Raw genomic sequence first — 18,547 nt, forward strand, 5'->3', positions numbered from 1 at the left:
GAGGCCGGTCCGAAGGCTCGGCGACCGGCGGGAGGCCGGTCCGAAGGCTCGGCGACCGGCCGGAAGGCCGGTCCGAAGGCTCGGCGACCGGCCGGAAGGCCGGGCAGTCAGGAAGCTAAGGCAAAGCTAAGTTTGGACAGGTTCTACTTTTCGACAACCCCGAACGTACGCCCTCGCATTCCCTTCCGCCAGCAAGGAAAGGCTGGGCTAACCAGGGCTTTTGCACTCGCGCGCTCATTCGAGTTTCCTTACGCACACATGTCGACCGGGTGACGCTGAGGTGCCGCAGGCTCCGCCGGGCCCGCGGGGTGGCACACATCCCGCATGGCACAGACCGCCTGCACCCGCCCCGCCACGGCCGCCGTCCCCACGGCCCACGTGGACGCGGCGGGACTTCGCGAGCGAGGCCGTGGCGCACTGCTCGGCCTGGCCGTCGGGGACGCCCTCGGGGCCCCCGCCGAGAACATGAAGCCCTCCGAGATCCGCGCCCGCTGGGGCCGGATCACCGGATACGTCGTCGACCGGCCCGCGGGCACGGACGACACCGAGTACGCGATCTTCTCCGGCCTGCTGCTGGCCCGGCACGGCTCGGCCCTGACCGCGGCGCATGTCGAGGCCGCCTGGCACGCGTGGATCGCCGACCGGCACGAAGGTCCCTTCCGGGGCGCGGGGTTCAGCGAGCGCGGCACCCTGGAGAACCTGCGGCGGGGACTGGCCGCGCCCATCTCGGCACAGCACCGGCACGCCTGGAGCGACGGGCTCGCCATGCGGGCGGCGCCCTTCGGGGTGTTCGCGGCGGGCCGCCCCGCCGAGGCGGCCCGGCTGGTGGCCATCGACGGCTCGGTCAGCCACGAGGGCGAGGGCATCTACGGCGGCCAGGCGGTCGCGGCGGGCGTCGCGGCGGCGATGGCGGGCGCCCCGCCGGCCGTGGTCGTGGCCTCCGCCCTCGCGGTCGTCCCCGACGACTCCTGGACGGCCCGCTCGCTGCGCCGGGCGGCGGCCGTCGCCCACCGCGGCGAACGCGCCGTGCGCTCGGCGGTGGTGATCGGCGGCTACCCGTGGACCGACCTCGCCCCCGAGGCGGTGGCCCTGGCCTTCGGGGCGTACGCGGCGGCCGACGGCGACTTCCGCGAGGCGGTCCTCACGGCCGTGAACATGGGCCGCGACGCCGACACCACGGCGGCGGTCGCGGGCGCCCTGGCCGGCGCGACGCAGGGCGCGTCCGCGATCCCGGAGGAATGGACCACGCCGATCGGCCCGGCCCGCGGCAGCTGCCTCCCGTCGATGGCGGGCCACCACATCCGCGACATCGCGGACCTGCTGACACCGGGCGAGGACGGCAAGTGGGACCCTGCGGCAGCGCCTGCGGCGGCTCGGGGAGCGGGGGGTTCGCCTGCGGCGGGCGAGGAGGCGGCGGGCGATTCGCCCTCGGCCGATGCTGCGCATTCGCCTGCGGCGGCTCGGGAAGTGGCGGGTTCGCCCTCGGCCGGTACCGCGCCTGCGGCGGGCGAGGAGTTGGCGGGGGCAGGTTCGCCCCGGGCGGCTCGGGAAGTGGCGGGTTCGCCCTCGGCCGGCGCCGCGCCTGTGGCGGGCGAGGAGGCGGCGGGGCTCGCGCCAGGCCGGGGCGCGGCAGCGGCTGCCGCTGCCAGGGCGGCGGCCGCCCATGTCGCGGAGGCGGGAAAGGCACCCGTACCGGTACCGGTCACCGAGGGAGCCCCACGATGAGGCCCCCGGGGCCGGGACCCTGGGACGGGGGCCCGACACGGGGTCCGCTGGCCGCGGGGGATGCGGCGGGGCCGGAGGAGGAGGGCGCGGGCACGGGGCCGGTCCCCGGGGCGGGCGCGGGCCCTTCGGGCGCAGGCATGGGCGCGGGCCCGGGAGCGGGTACGGGCCCGGGAGCGGGTACGGGCCCGGGAGCGGGTACGGGCCCGGGAGCGGGCGCGAGCCTGGTCCCCGGAGCGGGCGCAGGCCCTGCGGGCCCGGGTATGGACGCAGGCCCGGGCGCGGGTATGGGAGCGGGCGCGGGTATGGGAGGGGGCGCAGCCCCGGGCCCGGGCACCGGCGCAGGTCCAGGTGCGGGCGCGAGCCCGGGCACCGGCGCCAGCCCAGGCACGGGCGCCAGCCCAGGCACGGGCGCCAGCCCGGGCCGTGCCGCTGCGGACCCGGCCGCGTCCGGCGCACAGGCGGCATGGGCGCCCGGTGGGGAGGCGGCGCCCCTGTGGACGGCGGCCGAGGGCCCCGCGCCCGGCGCCCCGGCGGACGTCCCGTCCGGTGTCCGGCCGGGCGAGGCGGCGGTGGCGCTGGACGGGGCGTCCGCTGGGAGCGCGGGACGTCGGGGGCGGGACGTGCGGGGTGCCGGGGTTGCCGTGGTGGAGAGTGCGCCGGGGTGTCCGCCCGTTGCCGTCGTGGACGGCGGGCGTCCGGGGCGGGTCGCGGGGCTGCTGCTCGGGCTGGCCGTCGGGGACGCCGCCGGGTGGCCCGCCGCACGGCACCGCGCCGCGCGGATGCCGGACTGGACGCGGCGGCTGACCCGCGAGCTGGACACCTTCGCCGAGCTGAACGCCACCACCACCCTGCCGGTCCCGATCGCGCTCAACCAGCCGCCCGAGCCACTGCTCCTCGGCCCCTCCGACGACGCCGAATGGGCGGCCTTCGCCGCGGAGGCCGTGCTGCGGGCGGGCGACGACACCGCCCTCGGCGACCTGGGACGGGACCGCCGTACCCGGGCCGCCATCGATCTGACCTGGAACGCGATCGCCGCGGAGGTCGCCGCCGCGGCCGAGCGCGCCCCCGAGATCGAGTCGGCCGTGATCCCGCTGCGCGCCCGCATCTCCGTCCGCGCCGGCCTCGGCAACCTAGCCGCCGGCCTGCGCCCGCCCGCCACCGGCCACGACAACCCGCACTACTTCGACGACGCGGCCTGCGTACGCGCCTGCGCGCTGGCCATCGCGCACCCCGGCGACCCCGCGGCCGCCGCCGCCCTCGCCGAGTTCGACGCCCGCTACACCCAGGACGGCGACGGCGTGCACGGCGCCCGCGCGATGGCGGCCGCCCTCGCGCTCGCGCTCACCGGCGCGGACGTGACCGCCTGCGTGGCGGCCGCGCTCGCCGAACTGCCCGAGGGTACGGAGATCGGCCGCAACGCCCGGCACGCGCTGCGCCTCGCCGGGGAGAGCGACGGCGCCTTCGCCCTCGTACCGCTGCTGGAGCATCAGATCGTCGACCACGTCTACAGCTACGGCATCGCCGCCGCCGAGACCGTGCCGGTCGCGCTCGCCCTGGCCACCGCCGCCCGCGGCCGGATCGCCGAGGCGGTGCCGGCCGCGGCCTGCCTGTCCCGGGTCGCGGACTCCGCGCCCGCCCTCGCCGGCGCCCTGACCGGCGCGCTGGGCGGCGCCGCCGCGATCCCCGCCTCCTGGCGCAAGGCGTGCCGCACCCTCTCCGGCTGCACGCTGCCCCGTCTCACCGGCACCGACCTCGTGGAACTCGCCGAACTCCTGGAAGCCGCGCAACCGGCCCCACCAGGAGGATGATTCGGGGCATGACGCCCGAAAAAGCAGAAAACCGGGATGCCGGTCTCGAGGAGCGGATCACCGGTGCCCTGGTCGGCGCGGCGGTCGGCGACGCCCTCGGCGGCCCGGTCGAGGGCTACTCCCCCGACCAGATCCTGGAACGCCACGGCGGCCGCGTGCACGGCGTCGTCGGCCCCTGGAACGGCGACGCCTGGCGCACGGCCCGCCCCATCGCCCCGTACCACAAGGGTGACGGCCACGTCACCGACGACACCTTGATGACCCATGCGCTGGTACGGGTCTACGCCGAGGTCCGCGACCACCTCGACGCGTACGCCGTCGCCGGGCACCTGGTGCCGGACCTGATGTCCAACCCGCGCTGGATCCCCGAGCTGGAGGCGGACGCGCTGCCCCTGCAGCGGATCTTCCTCGCCGAGAAGTGGCTCGTGGCGCGGCTGCACTACGGCCATGTCGACCCCCGCGAGGCCGGCTCGGGCAACATCGTCAACTGCGGTGCGGCGATGTACATGGCGCCGGTCGGCCTGGTCAACGCGGCCCATCCCGCGGGCGCCTACGCCGAGGCGCTCGACATCGCGGGCGCGCACCAGTCGTCGTACGGCCGTGAGGCGGCGGGGGTGTTCGCGGCGGCCGTCGCCGCGGCGAGCGCGCCGGACGCCACGGCCGACTCGGTCGTGGCGGCCTGCCTCGCGCTCGCGAAGGACGGCACGCGCACCGCGATCGAGAAGGTCTGCGAAGTGGCCGCCCGCCACAGCGACTTCGAGTCGGCGCTCGGCCCGCTGCGCGAGGCGGTGGCGCCGTACGACACCGTCGGACCCGACTACCGCTCGCCCTCGCTCGGCGCCCGCCGCCCCTCGCGGCTGCACGCCATCGAGGAACTCCCGGTCGCGCTCGGCATGTTGACGGTGGCCCGGGGCGACTTCCGGCACGCGGTGCTCGGCGCGGTCAACTACGGCCGCGACTGCGACTCGATCGCCACGATGGCGGGCGCGCTGGCCGGCGCGCTCGGCTCGCCGGTGCCCGAGGAGTGGGCCAAGACGGTCGCCGAGGCCAGCCGCCTCGACCTGTGGGAGCCGGGCCGCACCCTGACCGGCGTGACCCGGGAGGTCTTCCAGCGGGACGTGCGCAGGCGCCGGGCCCACGAGGCCGCGTTCACGGAACTCGGGGAGCCGGGATGCTCCGGCTGACCTGGGTACAGCCCGAGGACCTGCTCGGGCACGAGCTGCGTCAGGCCGCCCAGGACGGCCGCGAGGCCGGGGCGATCGCCGCGCGCTGGCGGGCGGCGGGCGGCGCACCGGCCCCGGACCGCGCGGGGGCCTCGCCGCGCCCCGCCTCCCGCTATCTGCGGCAGCTCGCGGAGGACCTGCTGGACGAACTCGCCGATCTGCCCGGCCGGTTGGCGGACAGCGAGCCGACCGACCTGGCGCGGATCAGGGCGAGCTGCCCGGACTGGCCCGCCCCGCCGACGGGGGGTTCGGCCGTTCCCCCGGCCGCCGCCCTGGAGGCCGCCTGGCTCGGCCGGGCCGCCGGATGTCTGCTGGGCAAGCCGGTGGAGAAGCTGCCGCTGGACGCGATCCGGCTGCTCGGCCGGGCGAGCGGCGCGTGGCCGCCGGCCGGATACTTCACCGCCCGGGGCGTCCCCGCGGAACTCCTCGCCGCCCACCCCTGGAACCGACGCTCGGCAACCACCTCGCTCGCCGAGAACATCGACGGGATGCCCGAGGACGACGACCTCAACTACCCGCTGCTCAACCTGCTGCTGCTGAGGCGGCACGGCCGGGACTTCACCACCCGTGACGTGGCCGCGCTCTGGCTCGACGAACTTCCCGCGGGCCGTACCTTCACCGCCGAGCGGGTCGCCTACCGCAACCTGCTCTCGGGCGTCGAACCCCCGCGCACCGCCCGCCTGCGCAACCCGTTCCGCGAATGGATCGGCGCCCTGATCCGCGCCGACGTCCACGGCTGGACCAACCCCGGCGACCCCGCGGCCGCCGCAGCCCAGGCCCACCGCGACGCCACCCTCACCCACACCGCCAACGGCGTCTACGCGGCGATGTTCATCGCGGCGGTGATCGCGGCAGCGGCGGGCGGCCCCGCGGTCGGCATGGCGGTCTCTGCGCGCGGCACCGGATCCCCCGCAGACAGCAGCACCGTCCCTGCCGACGGCACCAGGTCCCCTGCGGGCAGCACCGGCACCTCGGTCGACGCGGGCCTCGCGGGCCCTCCCGCCCCCGCGGGCGCCATCGCCGCGGACGGCGGCGCGGGGCCCGCAGGCACTACGGCGCTTGCGGGCGCCCCGCGCGACGCCGGTTCGGCGGGCGGCACCGGGGCCGCCGGCCGGGTGGGCCCAGCGGGCCCCACCGCCGGTGCGGGCGTCCCGGGCCCCGCCACCGGTGCGGGCGTCCCGAGCCCCGCCACCGGTGCGGGCGCGGGGGGCCGCGGGGGCAGCGCCGTGCACGACTGTCTGCGGGCCGGGCTCGCCGTTGTGCCGAACGGGTCGCGGCTCGCGCGGGCCGTGCGGGAGGCGATCCGGCTCGCACGGGCGCACGACGACTTCGACGACGTCGTCGACGCGCTGCACGCCCGCCACGCGGGCACCTACCACTGGGTGCACGCGATTCCCAACGCCGCGCTGATCGCCGCCGCCCTCACCCACGCGGACGGCGACTTCGACGGGTCGATCCGCCGGGCCGTGTCGGGCGGCTGGGACACCGACTCCAACGGCGCCACCGCCGGATCGATCGCCGGGCTGCTCGCGGGTTCGCCCGCGGCGCTGCCCGAGCGGTGGACGGCGCCCCTGAAGAACCGGCTCGCCAGCTCCGTCGCCGACTTCGACGGCGTCGGCTTCGACACCCTCGCCCATCTGACGCACCTGGAGGCTTCCCGCCCATGACCACCATCGCCGTGCTGGGCAGCACGAACATGGATCTCGTCGCCTACGTCGAGAAGGCCCCGCAGCGCGGAGAGACCGTGACGGGACGCGAGTTCCGTACGATCCCCGGCGGCAAGGGCGCCAACCAGGCGATCTCGGCGGCCCGGGCCGGCGCCGAGGTCACGATGATCGGCGCGGTGGGCAACGACGCCTTCGGCCTGCGGCTGCGCGACACCCTGGAGCACTCCGGGGTGGACACCGACGACCTGCGCACGGTCGAGGGCCCCTCCGGCACCGCGCACATCGTCGTCGACGACGAGGGCGGCAACGCGATCGTGGTGATCCCCGGCGCGAACGGCACCCTCGACCACCTCTCCCCCGGCGACGAGGGCGTCATCGCCGCCGCGGACACCCTGCTGCTCCAGCTGGAGATCCCGCTCGCCGCCGTCGTCGCGGGCGCGGAGGCGGCCCGGCGGCACGGGGTGCGCACGGTGCTGACGCCGTCGCCCGCCCGGACGCTGCCGCCCGAACTGCTCGCCGTGATCGACCTGCTCGTGCCCAACCAGCACGAGGCGGCCACGCTCACCGGCCTGACCGACCCGCGCGCCGCGGCCGTCGCGCTGCTGGAGCAGGTGCCGGAGGTGGTGGTCACCCTGGGCGCCGAGGGCAGCCTGTACGCGGCCCGGGACGCGGAGCCGCTGACCGTGCCCGCGCCGCCGGTGACCGCCGTGGACTCCACCGGCGCGGGCGACACATTCGTCGGCTGCCTCGCGGTCGCGGTCGGCGAGGGCCGGCCCATGCCGGAGGCGCTGCGCTGGGCCGCGGCCGCGGCGGCGCTGTCGGTGCAGCGGGCGGGCGCGACGGCGTCGATGCCGTACCGCTCCGAGATCGACGCCCTGTACGCGTCATGAGCGCCCGCACCGGCAGCGCGCCGCTGAGCGGCCTGCGCGTCCTCGACCTCGCCACCCTGTTCGCGGGTCCGCTCGCCGCCACCATGCTCGGCGACTTCGGCGCCGAGGTGATCAAGGTCGAGCACCCCGACAGACCCGACCCGTCCCGCGGCCACGGGCCCGCCAAGAACGGCACCGGCCTGTGGTGGAAACTGCTCGGCCGCAACAAGCGCACGGTGACCCTGAACCTGTCCAGGCCCGGCGGCCGCGCCACCCTGCTGAGGCTGGCGGCGACCGCGGACGTGATCGTGGAGAACTTCCGGCCCGGCACGCTGGAGAAGTGGGACCTCGGCTGGGACGAGCTGTCCGCGGCCAACCCCCGGCTGGTGCTGGCCCGGGTGACGGCCTTCGGGCAGTTCGGGCCTTACGCCCACCGGCCCGGCTTCGGCACCCTCGCCGAGGCGATGAGCGGCTTCGCCGCGATCACCGGGGAGCCGGACACGCCGCCGACCCTGCCGCCGTTCGGCCTCGCCGACTCGATCGCCGGGCTCGCCACCGCGTACGCGGTGATGACCGCGCTGGCCGCCCGGGAGCGCACGGGCGCGGGGCAGGTCGTCGACATGGCGATCATCGAGCCGATCCTGACCGTCCTCGGCCCCCAGCCCATCTGGTACGACCAGCTCGGCCATGTCCAGCCGCGGACCGGCAACCGCTCGCAGAACAACGCCCCGCGCAATGTCTACCGGACGGCGGACGGCGGCTGGGTCGCCGTCTCGACGTCGGCGCAGTCCGTCGCGGAGCGGGTGATGCGGCTGGTGGGGCGGCCCGAGCTGATCGACGAACCGTGGTTCGCCACCGGCGCGGACCGTGCCCTCCACGCCGACGTCCTCGACGCGGCGGTCGGCGGCTGGATCGCGGAGCGCGACCGCGCCGATGTGCTGGCCGCCTTCGAGAAGGCGGAGGCGGCGGTGGCGCCGGTGCAGGACGTGCGGGACGTGATGACCGACCCGCAGTACCGGGCGCTGGACTCCGTGACCACCGTCGACGACCCCGAGCTGGGGCCCGTCCGGATGCAGAACGTCCTGTTCCGGCTCTCGGCCACGCCCGGCGCGATCCGCTGGACGGGGCGCCCGCACGGCGCGGACACGGAGGCGGTCCTGGCGGAGCTGGGGGTGACCGAGGCCGAGCTGGCGGCCCTGCGCGCGGAGGGCGCCGTATGAGCGGGACCGCGCTGACCTGGCTGTACGCCCCCGGGGACCGCCCGAAGGTGGTGGCCAAGGCGCTTCTGGCGGGCGCGGACGTGGTCGTGGTGGACCTGGAGGACGCGGTCACGCCCGACCGCAAGGACTACGCCCGTGACGCCACGGCGGAGCTGCTGAGCGAACCGCAGCCGGTTCCGGTCCACGTGCGGGTGAACGCGCTGGACGGGCCGTGGTCCGACGCGGACCTCAAGGCGCTGCTCGACGCGCCGGGCCTGTCCGGGCTGCGGCTGCCGAAGGTGTGCTACCCCGCCGACATCACCCGGGTCGCGGCGGCCACGGAGGGGCGGCTGCCGCTGTACGCCCTGCTGGAGACGGCCCTGGGCATCGAGCAGGCGTACGCGATCGCCTCGGCGCACCCCGCGCTGCGCGGCATCGCGCTCGGCGAGGCGGACCTGCGCGCGGACCTGGGCGTGCGTGAGGATGCGGGGCTCGACTGGTCCCGCTCGCGGGTGGTGGTCGCGGCGCGGGCGGCGGGGCTCGCCCCTCCGCCGCAGTCGGTCCATCCGGACATCCGTGACCTGGAGGGCCTGGCCGCGTCCTGTGCGCACGGGCGGGCCCTCGGGTTCGTGGGGCGGGCGGCGATCCATCCCCGGCAGCTTCCGATCATCGAGCGGGCCTATCTGCCGACCGACCGGGAGATCGAGGAGGCCGAGACCGTGGTCCGGGTGGCCGCGGCGGGGCAGGGGGCGCAGGCGCTGCCGAACGGTCAGTTCATCGACGCGGCGGTGGTGGCGGCGGCGCGCCGGACCCTGAGCCGGGCCGCTCCGCGGGGGGCGGGGTGAGTACGGCGCGGGTGCGTCGGGGTCTTCGCGCAGTTCCCCGCGCCCCCTGACGGGGTGGCGGCCCGGTGACCGTCCCTCGCACCTGCGGGTGCGTCGTGGTCGCTCGCGCAGTTCCCCGCGCCCCTGATGGGGCGGGCCCATACGCGGCGAGGGCGGCCGGAGTAGGTCCGGGCGCCCTCGGCGTGGTGGGGGTGTGGGGTCAGCTCTTCTTGGCTGCCGACTCCGGTTCGTCCTCGGTCTCCGCCTCGGGGGCCGGAGCGGGGGCGGAGTCCTCCGCGGGTTCCTGCTTCGCGGTGGCGTCCTCGGCCGGGGGCTCCTCGTCGGCCGCCGGGTCCTCGGACCCCTCCGTGCTCTCCTCCGCGGCAGCGGCCTCCGCGGCAACGGTCTCCGCGCCGGGTTCCACCACCGTCTCGCGGCCGGGGCGCAGCCGCGACGACAGCACCATGTAGGTCACCGCGAGGACGAACACGATCATCGCGGTCCAGTCGTTCAGCCGCAGACCGAGGATGTGGTGGGCGTCGTCGACGCGCATGTACTCGATCCAGCCGCGGCCCACGCAGTACGCGGCGACATACAGCGCGAACGCCCGCCCGTGCCCGAGCTTGAAGCGGCGGTCGGCCCAGATCACCAGGAAGCCGACGCCGATGCACCACAGGGACTCGTACAGGAACGTCGGGTGGTAGTAGCCGGGCACCCGGCCGTCCGCCGACGACGTGATGTGCAGCGCCCACGGGACATGCGTCTCACGGCCGTACAGCTCCTGGTTGAACCAGTTGCCCCAGCGGCCCATCGCCTGGGCGAAGGCGATGCCGGGCGCGACGGCGTCCGCGTAGGCCGGCAGCGCGATGCCCCGGCGGCGGCAGCCGATCCACGCGCCGACCGCGCCGAGCGTGATCGCGCCCCAGATCCCCAGGCCGCCCTGCCAGACCTTGAACGCGTCCACCCAGTCACGGCCCTCGCTGAAGTACAGCTCGTAGTCCGTGATCACGTGGTAGAGCCGGCCGCCGACCAGGCCGAACGGCACGGCCCAGACCGCGATGTCGGCCACCGTGCCGGCCCGCCCACCCCGGGCGATCCAGCGCTTGTTGCCGAGCCAGACGGCGATGAAGACGCCGATGATGATGCAGAACGCGTAGCCGCGCAGCGGGATGGGTCCGAGGTGGAGGACCCCGCGCGACGGGCTGGGGATGTAGGCAAGTTCCATGGCAGGGTCGACGCTACCGTGCCGGGCGGGGCGCTCGGCAGGCAGCCCGGCTACGGCTCCATAACGGGAGGGAGGGAAAGCCCCTCACTTCTTGTTCGCCTCTTCCACCATCTGCTTCAGCTTGGCCGGGGTCAATGTGGAGTCCTGGTAGATGTTCTTGCCGTTCAGCAGGACCGTCGGCGTGCCGGAGAAGCCGCCCGACTGGAAGGCCTTGTTGGACTTCGCCACCCAGCTGTCGTGGGTGCCGTCGTTGACACAGGCGCGGAACGTGGGCGTGACCAGGCCCGGGACCTTGCCCGCCAGCTCGATCAGCTTGGCGTTGCTGGAGTAGGCGTCGTCCGTCTCCTCGGGCTGGTTCTCGTAGAGCACGTCGTGGTAGTCGCGGAACTTCCCGGCGTCCTGGGCGCAGGCCGCCGCGTTGGCCGCGCGCTTGGAGCCGCTGCCGCCGAGGTTGCCGTCGATCAGCGTGACCAGGTGGTACTCGACTCTCATCTGCCCGGAGTCGGTCAGTTCGTGGATCGTCGGCCGGTACGTCGTCTCGAAGGCCTTGCAGGCCGGGCAGCGGAAGTCCTCCCAGACGGTGAGCGTCGACTTCGCGCTGTCCTTGCCGACGGGGATCGCGAGGCTGTCCTTGCCCTGCGCGCCGGAGGGCGCCACCACGGGCCCGGACGCCGTGCTGCCGCTGTCCTTGCCGGAGTTCGCGGCGACGATGCCGATCACCGCCGCCAGTCCGAGGACGCAGACCACGCTCGCACCCACGATCAGCGTGCGGCGGCGCCGGTCCGCGGCCCTCTGCTTCTCGCGCTCGACCGCCAGCCGGTCCCTGGCGTTGCGCTTTCCGTCACGGTTCTTCTCGCTCACACCCGGCAAACGAACCGGGGAGGCGCAACGCGCCTCCCCGGTCCCAGCTCCACCCGTTCGAGTGACCGAATGTCCTGGTCACACCGTCATACCGGGAGCGGCGGACTCCGCTCGTCAGGCCTGCCGGCCGAGCGGCGGACTCCGCCCGTCACGCCTGCCGGCGGACGCCCTTCGCGAGGTCGCCCGCCAGGGCCCGCACCGCGTCGAGGCCGGCCGCCTCGTCCGGCGCGTCGAGCATCCGCTTGACGAACGCGGAGCCGACGATCACCCCGTCGGCGAACCCGGCCACCTCGGCGGCCTGCCTGGCGTCGGAGACGCCGAGGCCGACGCAGACGGGCAGGCCGCTGCCGGTCGCCCGGGTGCGCTCCACCAGGTCCTGCGCCTGTGCGCCGACCGACTCGCGGGTGCCGGTGACGCCCATGAGCGAGGCGGCGTAGACGAAGCCGCTGCCCGCCGCGGTGATCTCGGCGAGCCGCGCGTCCTTGCTGCTGGGCGCCACGACGAAGATCGTCGCGAGGCCGTGCTTCTCGGCGTGCTCGCGCCACAGGGCCGACTCCTGGACCGGCAGGTCCGGCAGGATGCAGCCCGCGCCGCCGGCCTCGGCGAGCTCGGCGGTGAAGCGCTCGACGCCGTAGCGGTCGATGGGGTTCCAGTAGGTCATCACGAGGATCGGCTTGCCGGTCGCCTCGTGCGCCTCGCGGACGGTCCGCAGCGCGTCCGCGATCTTCACCCCGCCGCGCAGGGCGATGTCGTCGGCGGTCTGGATGACCGGGCCGTCGAGGACCGGGTCGCTGTGCGGGAAGCCGACCTCGACGACGTCCGCACCGCTCTCGAGCACGGCCTTGACCGCCGCGATGCCGCCGTCGACGGTCGGGAACCCGGCCGGCAGGTAGGCGATGAGCGCGGCCCGGTCCTCGGCCTTCGCGGCGGCGAGGGTGTCGGTCAGCAGCTGGATGTTTCCGCTCACTTGGCGTCTCCCTCGATCTCGGCGGTGTCGGCGGCGTCCGCGGCGACCTCTGCGTCGGTGTCGTAGAGGCCGAAGTAGCGGGCGGCGGTGTCCATGTCCTTGTCGCCGCGGCCGGAGAGGTTGACGACGATCAGCCCGTCCGGGCCGAGCTCCCGGCCCACCTCCAGGGCGCCCGCGAGGGCGTGGGCGCTCTCGATCGCCGGGATGATTCCCTCGGTGCGCGACAGCAGCCGCAGGGCCTGCATCGCGGCGTCGTCGGTGACGGCCCGGTACTCGGCGCGGCCGCTGTCCTTGAGGTACGAGTGCTCGGGCCCGATGCCGGGGTAGTCGAGCCCCGCCGAGATCGAGTACGGCTCGGTGATCTGGCCCTCCTCGTCCTGGAGGACGTAGGACCGGGAGCCGTGCAGGATGCCGGGCTCGCCCGCGGTCAGCGTCGCCGCGTGCTCGCCCGTCTCCACGCCGTGGCCCGCGGGCTCGCAGCCGATGAGGCGTACGTCCGCGTCGGGGATGAAGGCGTGGAAGAGGCCGATGGCGTTGGAGCCGCCGCCGACGCAGGCGACCGCGGCGTCGGGCAGCCGGCCCGCACGCTCCAGCAGCTGGCGGCGGGCCTCGACGCCGATGACCCGGTGGAAGTCGCGGACCATGGCGGGGAAGGGGTGCGGTCCCGCGACGGTGCCGAACAGGTAGTGGGTGCGGTCGACGTTGGCGACCCAGTCGCGGAACGCCTCGTTGATGGCGTCCTTGAGGGTGCGGCTGCCGGACTTCACGGCGACGACCTCGGCGCCGAGCATCCGCATCCGGGCCACGTTGAGGGCCTGGCGCCGGGTGTCGATCTCGCCCATGTAGATGGTGCAGTCGAGCCCGAACAGCGCGCAGGCGGTGGCGGTGGCGACGCCGTGCTGGCCGGCGCCGGTCTCCGCGATCACCCGGGTCTTGCCCATGCGCTTGGTGAGCAGGGCCTGCCCGAGCACGTTGTTGATCTTGTGCGAGCCGGTGTGGTTGAGGTCCTCGCGCTTGAGGAAGATCCGTGCGCCACCGGCCTCGGCGGCGAACCGCGGCACCTCGGTCAGGGAGCTGGGGCGGCCGGTGTAGTGCACGAGCAGGTCGTCGAGCTCGCGGGCGAACTCGGGGTCGTGCTTGGCCTTGTCGTACTCGACGGCGACCTCGTCGACGGCGGCCACCAGGGCCTCCGGGATGAACTTGCCGCCGAAGGCGCCGAAGTAGCCCTCGGCGCTGGGAACCTGACCCTCGGGGTCGGGAATGAAGAAGTCACTGGACATGCGTGTACCTCACGGTGTGTCTGCGGTGGGAGATCACTGCTCGCCGTGGGGCGGGGGGTGTCTGTCGACCGACTGCCGTCAGTGGCCGATCGCGCAGTTCCTCGCGCCCCTGAAAGGCGCGGCAGGAGCCGCACGTCAGACACAGCCCTGCGCCCCTGAGGGGCACGTGGGGCTGTCTTTCGGCCGACTGCCGTCCGGGGTTGCTCGCGCAGTTCCCCGCGCCCCTCAGGGGCGCGGCGGTGACCGCGGATCAGACGGAGCCCCGCGCCCCGACGGGGGCGCGGTGCCATCGCATGCCGTTGACCTGGCCCGGTTCGTCGCCGATGACGTACCTGACCCGGCGGCCGTGGATGCGGCGGGCCGGGGCGCGGCAGCCCCTCGGGCGGCAGCCGCGCGCGAGGCGGGCGTACCGGTCCGGGGGTGTCGCTTCGGAAGTCATCGGGGAAAGCCTAGCGGGTGGTCAGCCGCGGCCGTGCCGGAGCGCCGGGTGGGCGCCGGCGGCGACCAGGTCGGAGACCGCGGTGCGCGGGTCGCGGCCGGTGACCAGGGACTCGCCGACCAGGACCGCGTCGGCGCCGGCGTTGGCGTACGCGATGAGGTCGTGCGGGCCGCGGACGCCCGACTCGGCGATCTTGACGATGTGGTCGGGGATCTCGGGCGCGACGCGCTCGAAGGTGCCGCGGTCGACCTCGAGGGTCTTCAGGTTGCGGGCGTTGACGCCGATGATCTTGGCGCCCGCGTCCACCGCGCGCTCCACCTCGTCCTCGTCGTGCACCTCGACGAGCGCGGTCAGGCCGATGGACTCGGCGCGCTCGATCAGCGACTCCAGGGCCGGCTGGTCGAGGGCGGCGACGATCAGCAGGGCGACGTCGGCGCCGTACGCGCGGGCCTCCCACAGCTGGTACGACGTGACGATGAAGTCCTTGCGCAGGACCGGGATGTCCACGCGGGCGCGGACCGCCTCCAGGTCGGCGAGCGAGCCCCCGAAGCGGCGCTGCTCGGTCAGCACGGAGATGACGGCCGCGCCGCCCGCCTCGTAGTCCGCGGCGAGTCCGGCGGGGTCGGCGATCGCGGCCAGCGCGCCCTTGGAGGGGCTGGAGCGCTTGACCTCGCAGATCACCTTCACGCCCTCGCCGCGCAGGGCGGCGACGCCGTCCTTGGCGGCCGGGGCCTTCGCCGCGCGCTCCTTGAGCTCGTCGAGGCTGACGCGCGCCTGCCGCTCCGCAAGGTCGGCACGGACTCCGTCGATGATCTCGTCGAGCACACTCACGCGAGCGGCCCCCTTTCGAACGGTTGACTTGTCGAGTGGCCGGTTCCCCGGCCGGGCTCCGCCTTACGGGGCGAAACGGATGGTCACTGCGATGGTATCCGGAGGACGGGGTAAGCCTCACATCCGGTTGACGGCGGTCCCACTACCTGGACGTTCTCCGGGGCCGGGTACGGGGCCCGGTGCGCGGACGCCCGCTCGCGGGTCGACCGGACGGCGGGAATCCGGCGGCAGGGCCGCGCCGTCAGGGGTGCAGCCAGCCCCCGAACGGCAGGTTGCGGACCACGGTGAAGACCGCGACCAGCGCGCCCAGCGCCCACATCCGGCCCCGGCCGGGGTCGATCCTGAAGGGCAGCCCGCGCGCCGCGCGAATCGCCCAGACGGCCCACAGCACGGCGAAGACGCCGTAGCCGAGCACGGCGACGGCGTTGTCGTGCAGCGCCCCGGCGAGGTCGCCGTGGATGAAGGCGTGCGCGCTGCGCAGCCCGCCGCAGCCGGGGCAGTACAGGCCCGTGAAGCGGTACAGGGGGCAGGGCGGGTAGTGGCCGGGGTGGTTGGGGTCCACCGTCCCGACGTAGGCGAACGCGGCGGCGACGGCCGCCAGCATCCCGGCGGGCACGGCCAGCCTGCTCAGCGCGGTACCGGCCGGCGGCGTCGTCCTGGGAGCCCCGTGGGCGTCGGCGTTCACGCCCGTATTGTGCCCCGCCGCGGGTCGGCGCGCGGGGCGGAGGGGGGTCGCGGGCCGGTGACACGCGTGAGGGGCGCCCCGTGCCTGCTACGGCGTCGGGGCGCCCCTCCACGTGGTGCTCAGCGCCGCCCCGAGGTGCGCCGGGTGCTCGCCACCCCTGGGTGGGCTCCCTCGCGCTGCCCCGGGGGGCGGCGGATCAGCTCTCGACGCCGACCGGCTCGCGCTTCGCGGGGGCCGGGGCGAGCTTCGTCCGCAGGTCGGTGGGGAGGTCCTTCGGCTGGCCGAGGCCCATGTTGCTCATGACCCAGCCGATCACGCCGCCGAGCGCCACGATCGCGAGGCCTCCCCAGAAACCGGCCGGGTTCGCCATCACCATGAAGGCGCCCGAGACGCAGAAACCGATGAAGGCGATCGTGACACCGGTCCAGGCGGCCGGGGTGTGACCGTGGCTGCTGCCCGCCATGACTTGCTCCTCGTTGCTGGGTACGTCTTGTACGCGTCCGAGCCGACGCTCGTCCTTCATTGTCCCGTACGCGCGGGCGCGGCGGGGCACGGGGTGGCCCCCTGGGGGCGTCTCGTTCGCCACACCGGGACCTTCGGCCCGGACCGAAGGTCCCCGCCGGGCCGCGCGGCAGGGGTCGGGCTACGCCGTGCCGGAGCTCGTGGGGTCCTCGCCGCGGTCCATGGCCTTCCACATCTCCTCGGGCCGGTCGGGGTCGGCGGGCTGCGGGCGGCGGCGCGGGCGGGGGGTGCCGTCGCGCTCGTAGCGGCCGGACATGGCGGGCCACAGGCGGCCGTAGCGCAGGGCGAGCAGTCCGGCGAGGAGGAGCAGCAGCCCGCCCACGGCGGCGACGTACGGCCAGCCGGTGTGGGTGAGCGACTCGACGCTCGCGGAGGTGTCGCCGGTGGCCTTGGCGGCCTGGTCGTCGAGCGCGGAACTGTCGGAGGCGCCGAGCAGCGCGGCGGCGACGGTGCCCGCGCCGGAGAGCGCGAGCAGCGCGGCGACGAGGAAGCGCCCGGCGCGGCGGACGGCGAAGACGGCGACCAGCGCGGCGAGGCCCACTATCGCGAGGGCCGCGGGGACGCCGGTGACGTCGCTGCCCTTGGCGGTGAGGGGGAACGCGCCGCCGGCCACCGTCGCGGTGCCGGCGGACCAGCGCTGCCGGGTCGCCAGCAGCGCGACGGCCGCGCCGAGCGCCCCGAAGAGCAGGGCTACGGCGAGACTCCGGCGGCCGGACCGGGCGGGGTCCGCGGCTTCGGAACGGGGGTGAGGAACAGCAGTCACGTACTCCACTATCGCTTGCGCGAGCGGTGAAACGTCAATCGGGGCATGTCTCCATCTGGTCACGCCCGCCGCGCCGCCCGTTCACCGCCGGGCCGCCGGGCACTCACCGGGGCGAACCCTGGGAGTGCCCTGGCCGCGCCCTGGGGGAATCCTGGGAGATCCCTGAGAGTGGCTAGGAGTTGAGCCGGTTCGCGGTGTGCACCGCGCGCAGGACGGCGGCGGCCTTGTTGCGGCACTCGTTGTCCTCGGCGACCGGGTCGGAGTCGGCGACCACGCCCGCGCCGGCCTGCACGTAGGCCGTGCCGTCGCGCAGCAGGGCGGTGCGGATGGCGATGGCGGTGTCGGAGTCGCCCGCGAAGTCGAGGTAGCCGACGCAGCCGCCGTACAGGCCGCGGCGGGAGGGCTCCAGCTCGTCGATGATCTGCATCGCGCGGGGCTTCGGGGCGCCGGAGAGGGTGCCGGCCGGGAAGCAGGCGGTCAGCACGTCGAAGGCGGTGCGGCCGGCGGCGACCCGGCCGGTCACGGTCGAGACGATGTGCATCACGTGCGAGTAGCGCTCGACGGACATGAAGTCGACGACCTCGACGGAGCCCGGCTCGCAGACCCGGCCCAGGTCGTTGCGGCCGAGGTCGACCAGCATGAGGTGCTCGGCGCGCTCCTTGGGGTCGGCGAGCAGCTCGTCGGCGAGGGCCTGGTCCTCCTGCGGGGTCGCCCCGCGGTGCCGGGTGCCCGCGATGGGGTGGACCATCGCCCGCCCGTCCTCGACCTTCACCAGCGCCTCGGGGCTGGAGCCGACGACGTCGAACCCGTCGAAGCGGAAGAGGTACATGTACGGCGACGGGTTGGTGGCCCGCAGCACCCGGTAGACGTCCAGCGCGCTCGCGGTGCACGGCGTCTCGAACCGCTGGGAGGGCACGACCTGGAACGCCTCGCCGGCCCGGATGCGCTCCTTCACGTCCTCGACGGCCGCCTGGTAGTCGGGGCCGCCCCACAGCGCGGTGTACGCGGGCAGCTCGGACGGCGGCAGGTGGGCGGGCGGCTGGGCGACCGGCCGGGTGAGGTCGGCCTCCATCGCGTCGAGCCGGGCCACGGCGTCGGCGTGGGCCTCGTCGACGCCGGTCTCCAGGTCGTTGTGGTTGATCGCGTTGGCGATCAGCAGGACGGAGCCCTCCCAGTGGTCCATCACGGCGAGGTCGCTGGTGAGGAGCATGGTCAGCTCGGGCAGCCGCAGGTCGTCGCGCTCGCCCGGGCCGATCTTCTCCAGGCGGCGCACGATGTCGTAGCCGAGGTAGCCGACCATGCCGCCGGTGAACGGCGGCAGGCCCTCCTGGTGCGGGGTGTGCAGGGCCTCGATGGTGGCCCGCAGGGCGGCCAGCGGATCGCCCTCCACGGGGACGCCGACCGGCGGGGTGCCCAGCCAGTGGGCGGCGCCGTCGCGCTCGGTGAGGGTCGCGGCGGAGCGGACCCCGACGAACGAGTAGCGGGACCAGGAGCGTCCGTTCTCCGCGGACTCCAGCAGGAAGGTGCCGGGGCGCTCGGCGGCGAGCTTGCGGTAGAGGGCGACCGGGGTGTCGCCGTCGGCGAGGAGCTTGCGGGTGACCGGGATGACCCGCCGGTCGGTGGCCAGCTTGCGGAACGTCTCGAGGTCCATGGCCGCTG

17 protein-coding genes are annotated in these 18,547 nt (G+C 75.2%); 7 read left to right on the forward strand and 10 right to left on the reverse strand.

Annotated features, from left to right (window positions below; translation table 11 throughout):
- The first annotated feature begins 324 nt into the window (after nt 1-324).
- The 7 genes from WN71_RS04780 to WN71_RS04810 all read left to right on the forward strand — a co-directional run bounded on the left by WN71_RS04780 (nt 325) and on the right by WN71_RS04810 (nt 9,336).
- A complete protein-coding gene (locus WN71_RS04780) occupies nt 325-1,725 on the forward strand; it encodes an ADP-ribosylglycohydrolase family protein (RefSeq protein WP_240529559.1) in 1,401 nt (466 codons plus the stop codon).
- A 302-nt stretch (nt 1,726-2,027) separates the two neighbouring features.
- The gene (locus tag WN71_RS04785) at nt 2,028-3,533 is read left to right on the forward strand and encodes an ADP-ribosylglycohydrolase family protein (protein WP_420856449.1); all 1,506 of its coding nucleotides are present in this window, start codon (nt 2,028-2,030) and stop codon (nt 3,531-3,533) included.
- Nucleotides 3,534-3,541: 8 nt separating this feature from the next.
- Nucleotides 3,542-4,717 carry an ADP-ribosylglycohydrolase family protein gene (locus WN71_RS04790; protein ID WP_046588965.1) on the forward strand — a complete coding sequence of 392 codons (1,176 nt, stop codon included), beginning with the start codon at nt 3,542-3,544 and terminating at the stop codon, nt 4,715-4,717.
- A complete protein-coding gene (locus WN71_RS39550) occupies nt 4,705-6,423 on the forward strand; it encodes an ADP-ribosylglycohydrolase family protein (RefSeq protein WP_079177653.1) in 1,719 nt (572 codons plus the stop codon). The genes WN71_RS04790 and WN71_RS39550 overlap by 13 nt, the downstream gene beginning before the upstream one ends.
- Nucleotides 6,420-7,313 (forward strand): ribokinase, encoded by an 894-nt coding sequence (rbsK, locus tag WN71_RS04800; protein ID WP_046592717.1) that lies wholly within the window; start codon nt 6,420-6,422, stop codon nt 7,311-7,313. The genes WN71_RS39550 and rbsK overlap by 4 nt, the downstream gene beginning before the upstream one ends.
- The gene (locus tag WN71_RS04805) at nt 7,310-8,512 is read left to right on the forward strand and encodes a CaiB/BaiF CoA transferase family protein (protein ID WP_046592716.1); all 1,203 of its coding nucleotides are present in this window, start codon (nt 7,310-7,312) and stop codon (nt 8,510-8,512) included. Before rbsK ends, WN71_RS04805 begins: the two co-directional genes overlap by 4 nt.
- Complete coding sequence (locus WN71_RS04810) at nt 8,509-9,336, forward strand: HpcH/HpaI aldolase/citrate lyase family protein (protein ID WP_046592715.1); 828 nt, start codon at nt 8,509-8,511, stop codon at nt 9,334-9,336. The genes WN71_RS04805 and WN71_RS04810 overlap by 4 nt, the downstream gene beginning before the upstream one ends.
- Nucleotides 9,337-9,535: 199 nt before the next feature.
- Here WN71_RS04810 and lgt read toward each other — a convergent pair whose 3' ends face one another.
- The 10 genes from lgt to WN71_RS04855 all read right to left on the reverse strand — a co-directional run bounded on the left by lgt (nt 9,536) and on the right by WN71_RS04855 (nt 18,539).
- Nucleotides 9,536-10,540, reverse strand: a complete 1,005-nt coding sequence (lgt, locus tag WN71_RS04815) for a prolipoprotein diacylglyceryl transferase (RefSeq protein ID WP_046592714.1) — start codon at nt 10,538-10,540, stop codon at nt 9,536-9,538.
- Between the two features lie 84 nt (nt 10,541-10,624).
- Nucleotides 10,625-11,401: a DsbA family protein gene (locus tag WN71_RS04820; RefSeq protein ID WP_046592713.1), complete on the reverse strand. Its 777-nt coding sequence runs from the start codon at nt 11,399-11,401 to the stop codon at nt 10,625-10,627.
- Between the two features lie 148 nt (nt 11,402-11,549).
- Complete coding sequence (gene trpA / locus WN71_RS04825) at nt 11,550-12,368, reverse strand: tryptophan synthase subunit alpha (RefSeq protein ID WP_046592712.1); 819 nt, start codon at nt 12,366-12,368, stop codon at nt 11,550-11,552.
- A complete protein-coding gene (gene trpB, locus WN71_RS04830; RefSeq protein ID WP_046592711.1) occupies nt 12,365-13,648 on the reverse strand; it encodes a tryptophan synthase subunit beta in 1,284 nt (427 codons plus the stop codon). The genes trpA and trpB overlap by 4 nt, the downstream gene beginning before the upstream one ends.
- 250 nt (nt 13,649-13,898) lie before the next feature.
- Nucleotides 13,899-14,087: a tryptophan biosynthesis modulator TrpM gene (trpM, locus tag WN71_RS39555; RefSeq protein WP_079177654.1), complete on the reverse strand. Its 189-nt coding sequence runs from the start codon at nt 14,085-14,087 to the stop codon at nt 13,899-13,901.
- Between the two features lie 21 nt (nt 14,088-14,108).
- Nucleotides 14,109-14,918 carry an indole-3-glycerol phosphate synthase TrpC gene (gene trpC, locus WN71_RS04835; RefSeq protein WP_046592710.1) on the reverse strand — a complete coding sequence of 270 codons (810 nt, stop codon included), beginning with the start codon at nt 14,916-14,918 and terminating at the stop codon, nt 14,109-14,111.
- A gap of 241 nt (nt 14,919-15,159) precedes the next feature.
- Complete coding sequence (locus WN71_RS04840; RefSeq protein WP_079177657.1) at nt 15,160-15,522, reverse strand: DUF2752 domain-containing protein; 363 nt, start codon at nt 15,520-15,522, stop codon at nt 15,160-15,162.
- 277 nt (nt 15,523-15,799) lie between these two features.
- The gene (locus WN71_RS04845) at nt 15,800-16,066 is read right to left on the reverse strand and encodes an HGxxPAAW family protein (RefSeq protein ID WP_046592708.1); all 267 of its coding nucleotides are present in this window, start codon (nt 16,064-16,066) and stop codon (nt 15,800-15,802) included.
- Nucleotides 16,067-16,246: 180 nt separating this feature from the next.
- Complete coding sequence (locus WN71_RS04850; protein WP_046592707.1) at nt 16,247-16,897, reverse strand: TIGR02234 family membrane protein; 651 nt, start codon at nt 16,895-16,897, stop codon at nt 16,247-16,249.
- Nucleotides 16,898-17,060: 163 nt separating this feature from the next.
- Nucleotides 17,061-18,539, reverse strand: coding sequence for an anthranilate synthase component I (locus tag WN71_RS04855; protein ID WP_046592706.1), 1,479 nt, complete (start codon nt 18,537-18,539; stop codon nt 17,061-17,063).
- Between the last annotated feature and the right edge of the window lie 8 nt (nt 18,540-18,547).

The sequence above is a fragment of the Streptomyces mangrovisoli genome, from assembly GCF_000974985.2.
Classification (GTDB): Bacteria; Actinomycetota; Actinomycetes; order Streptomycetales; family Streptomycetaceae; genus Streptomyces; species Streptomyces mangrovisoli.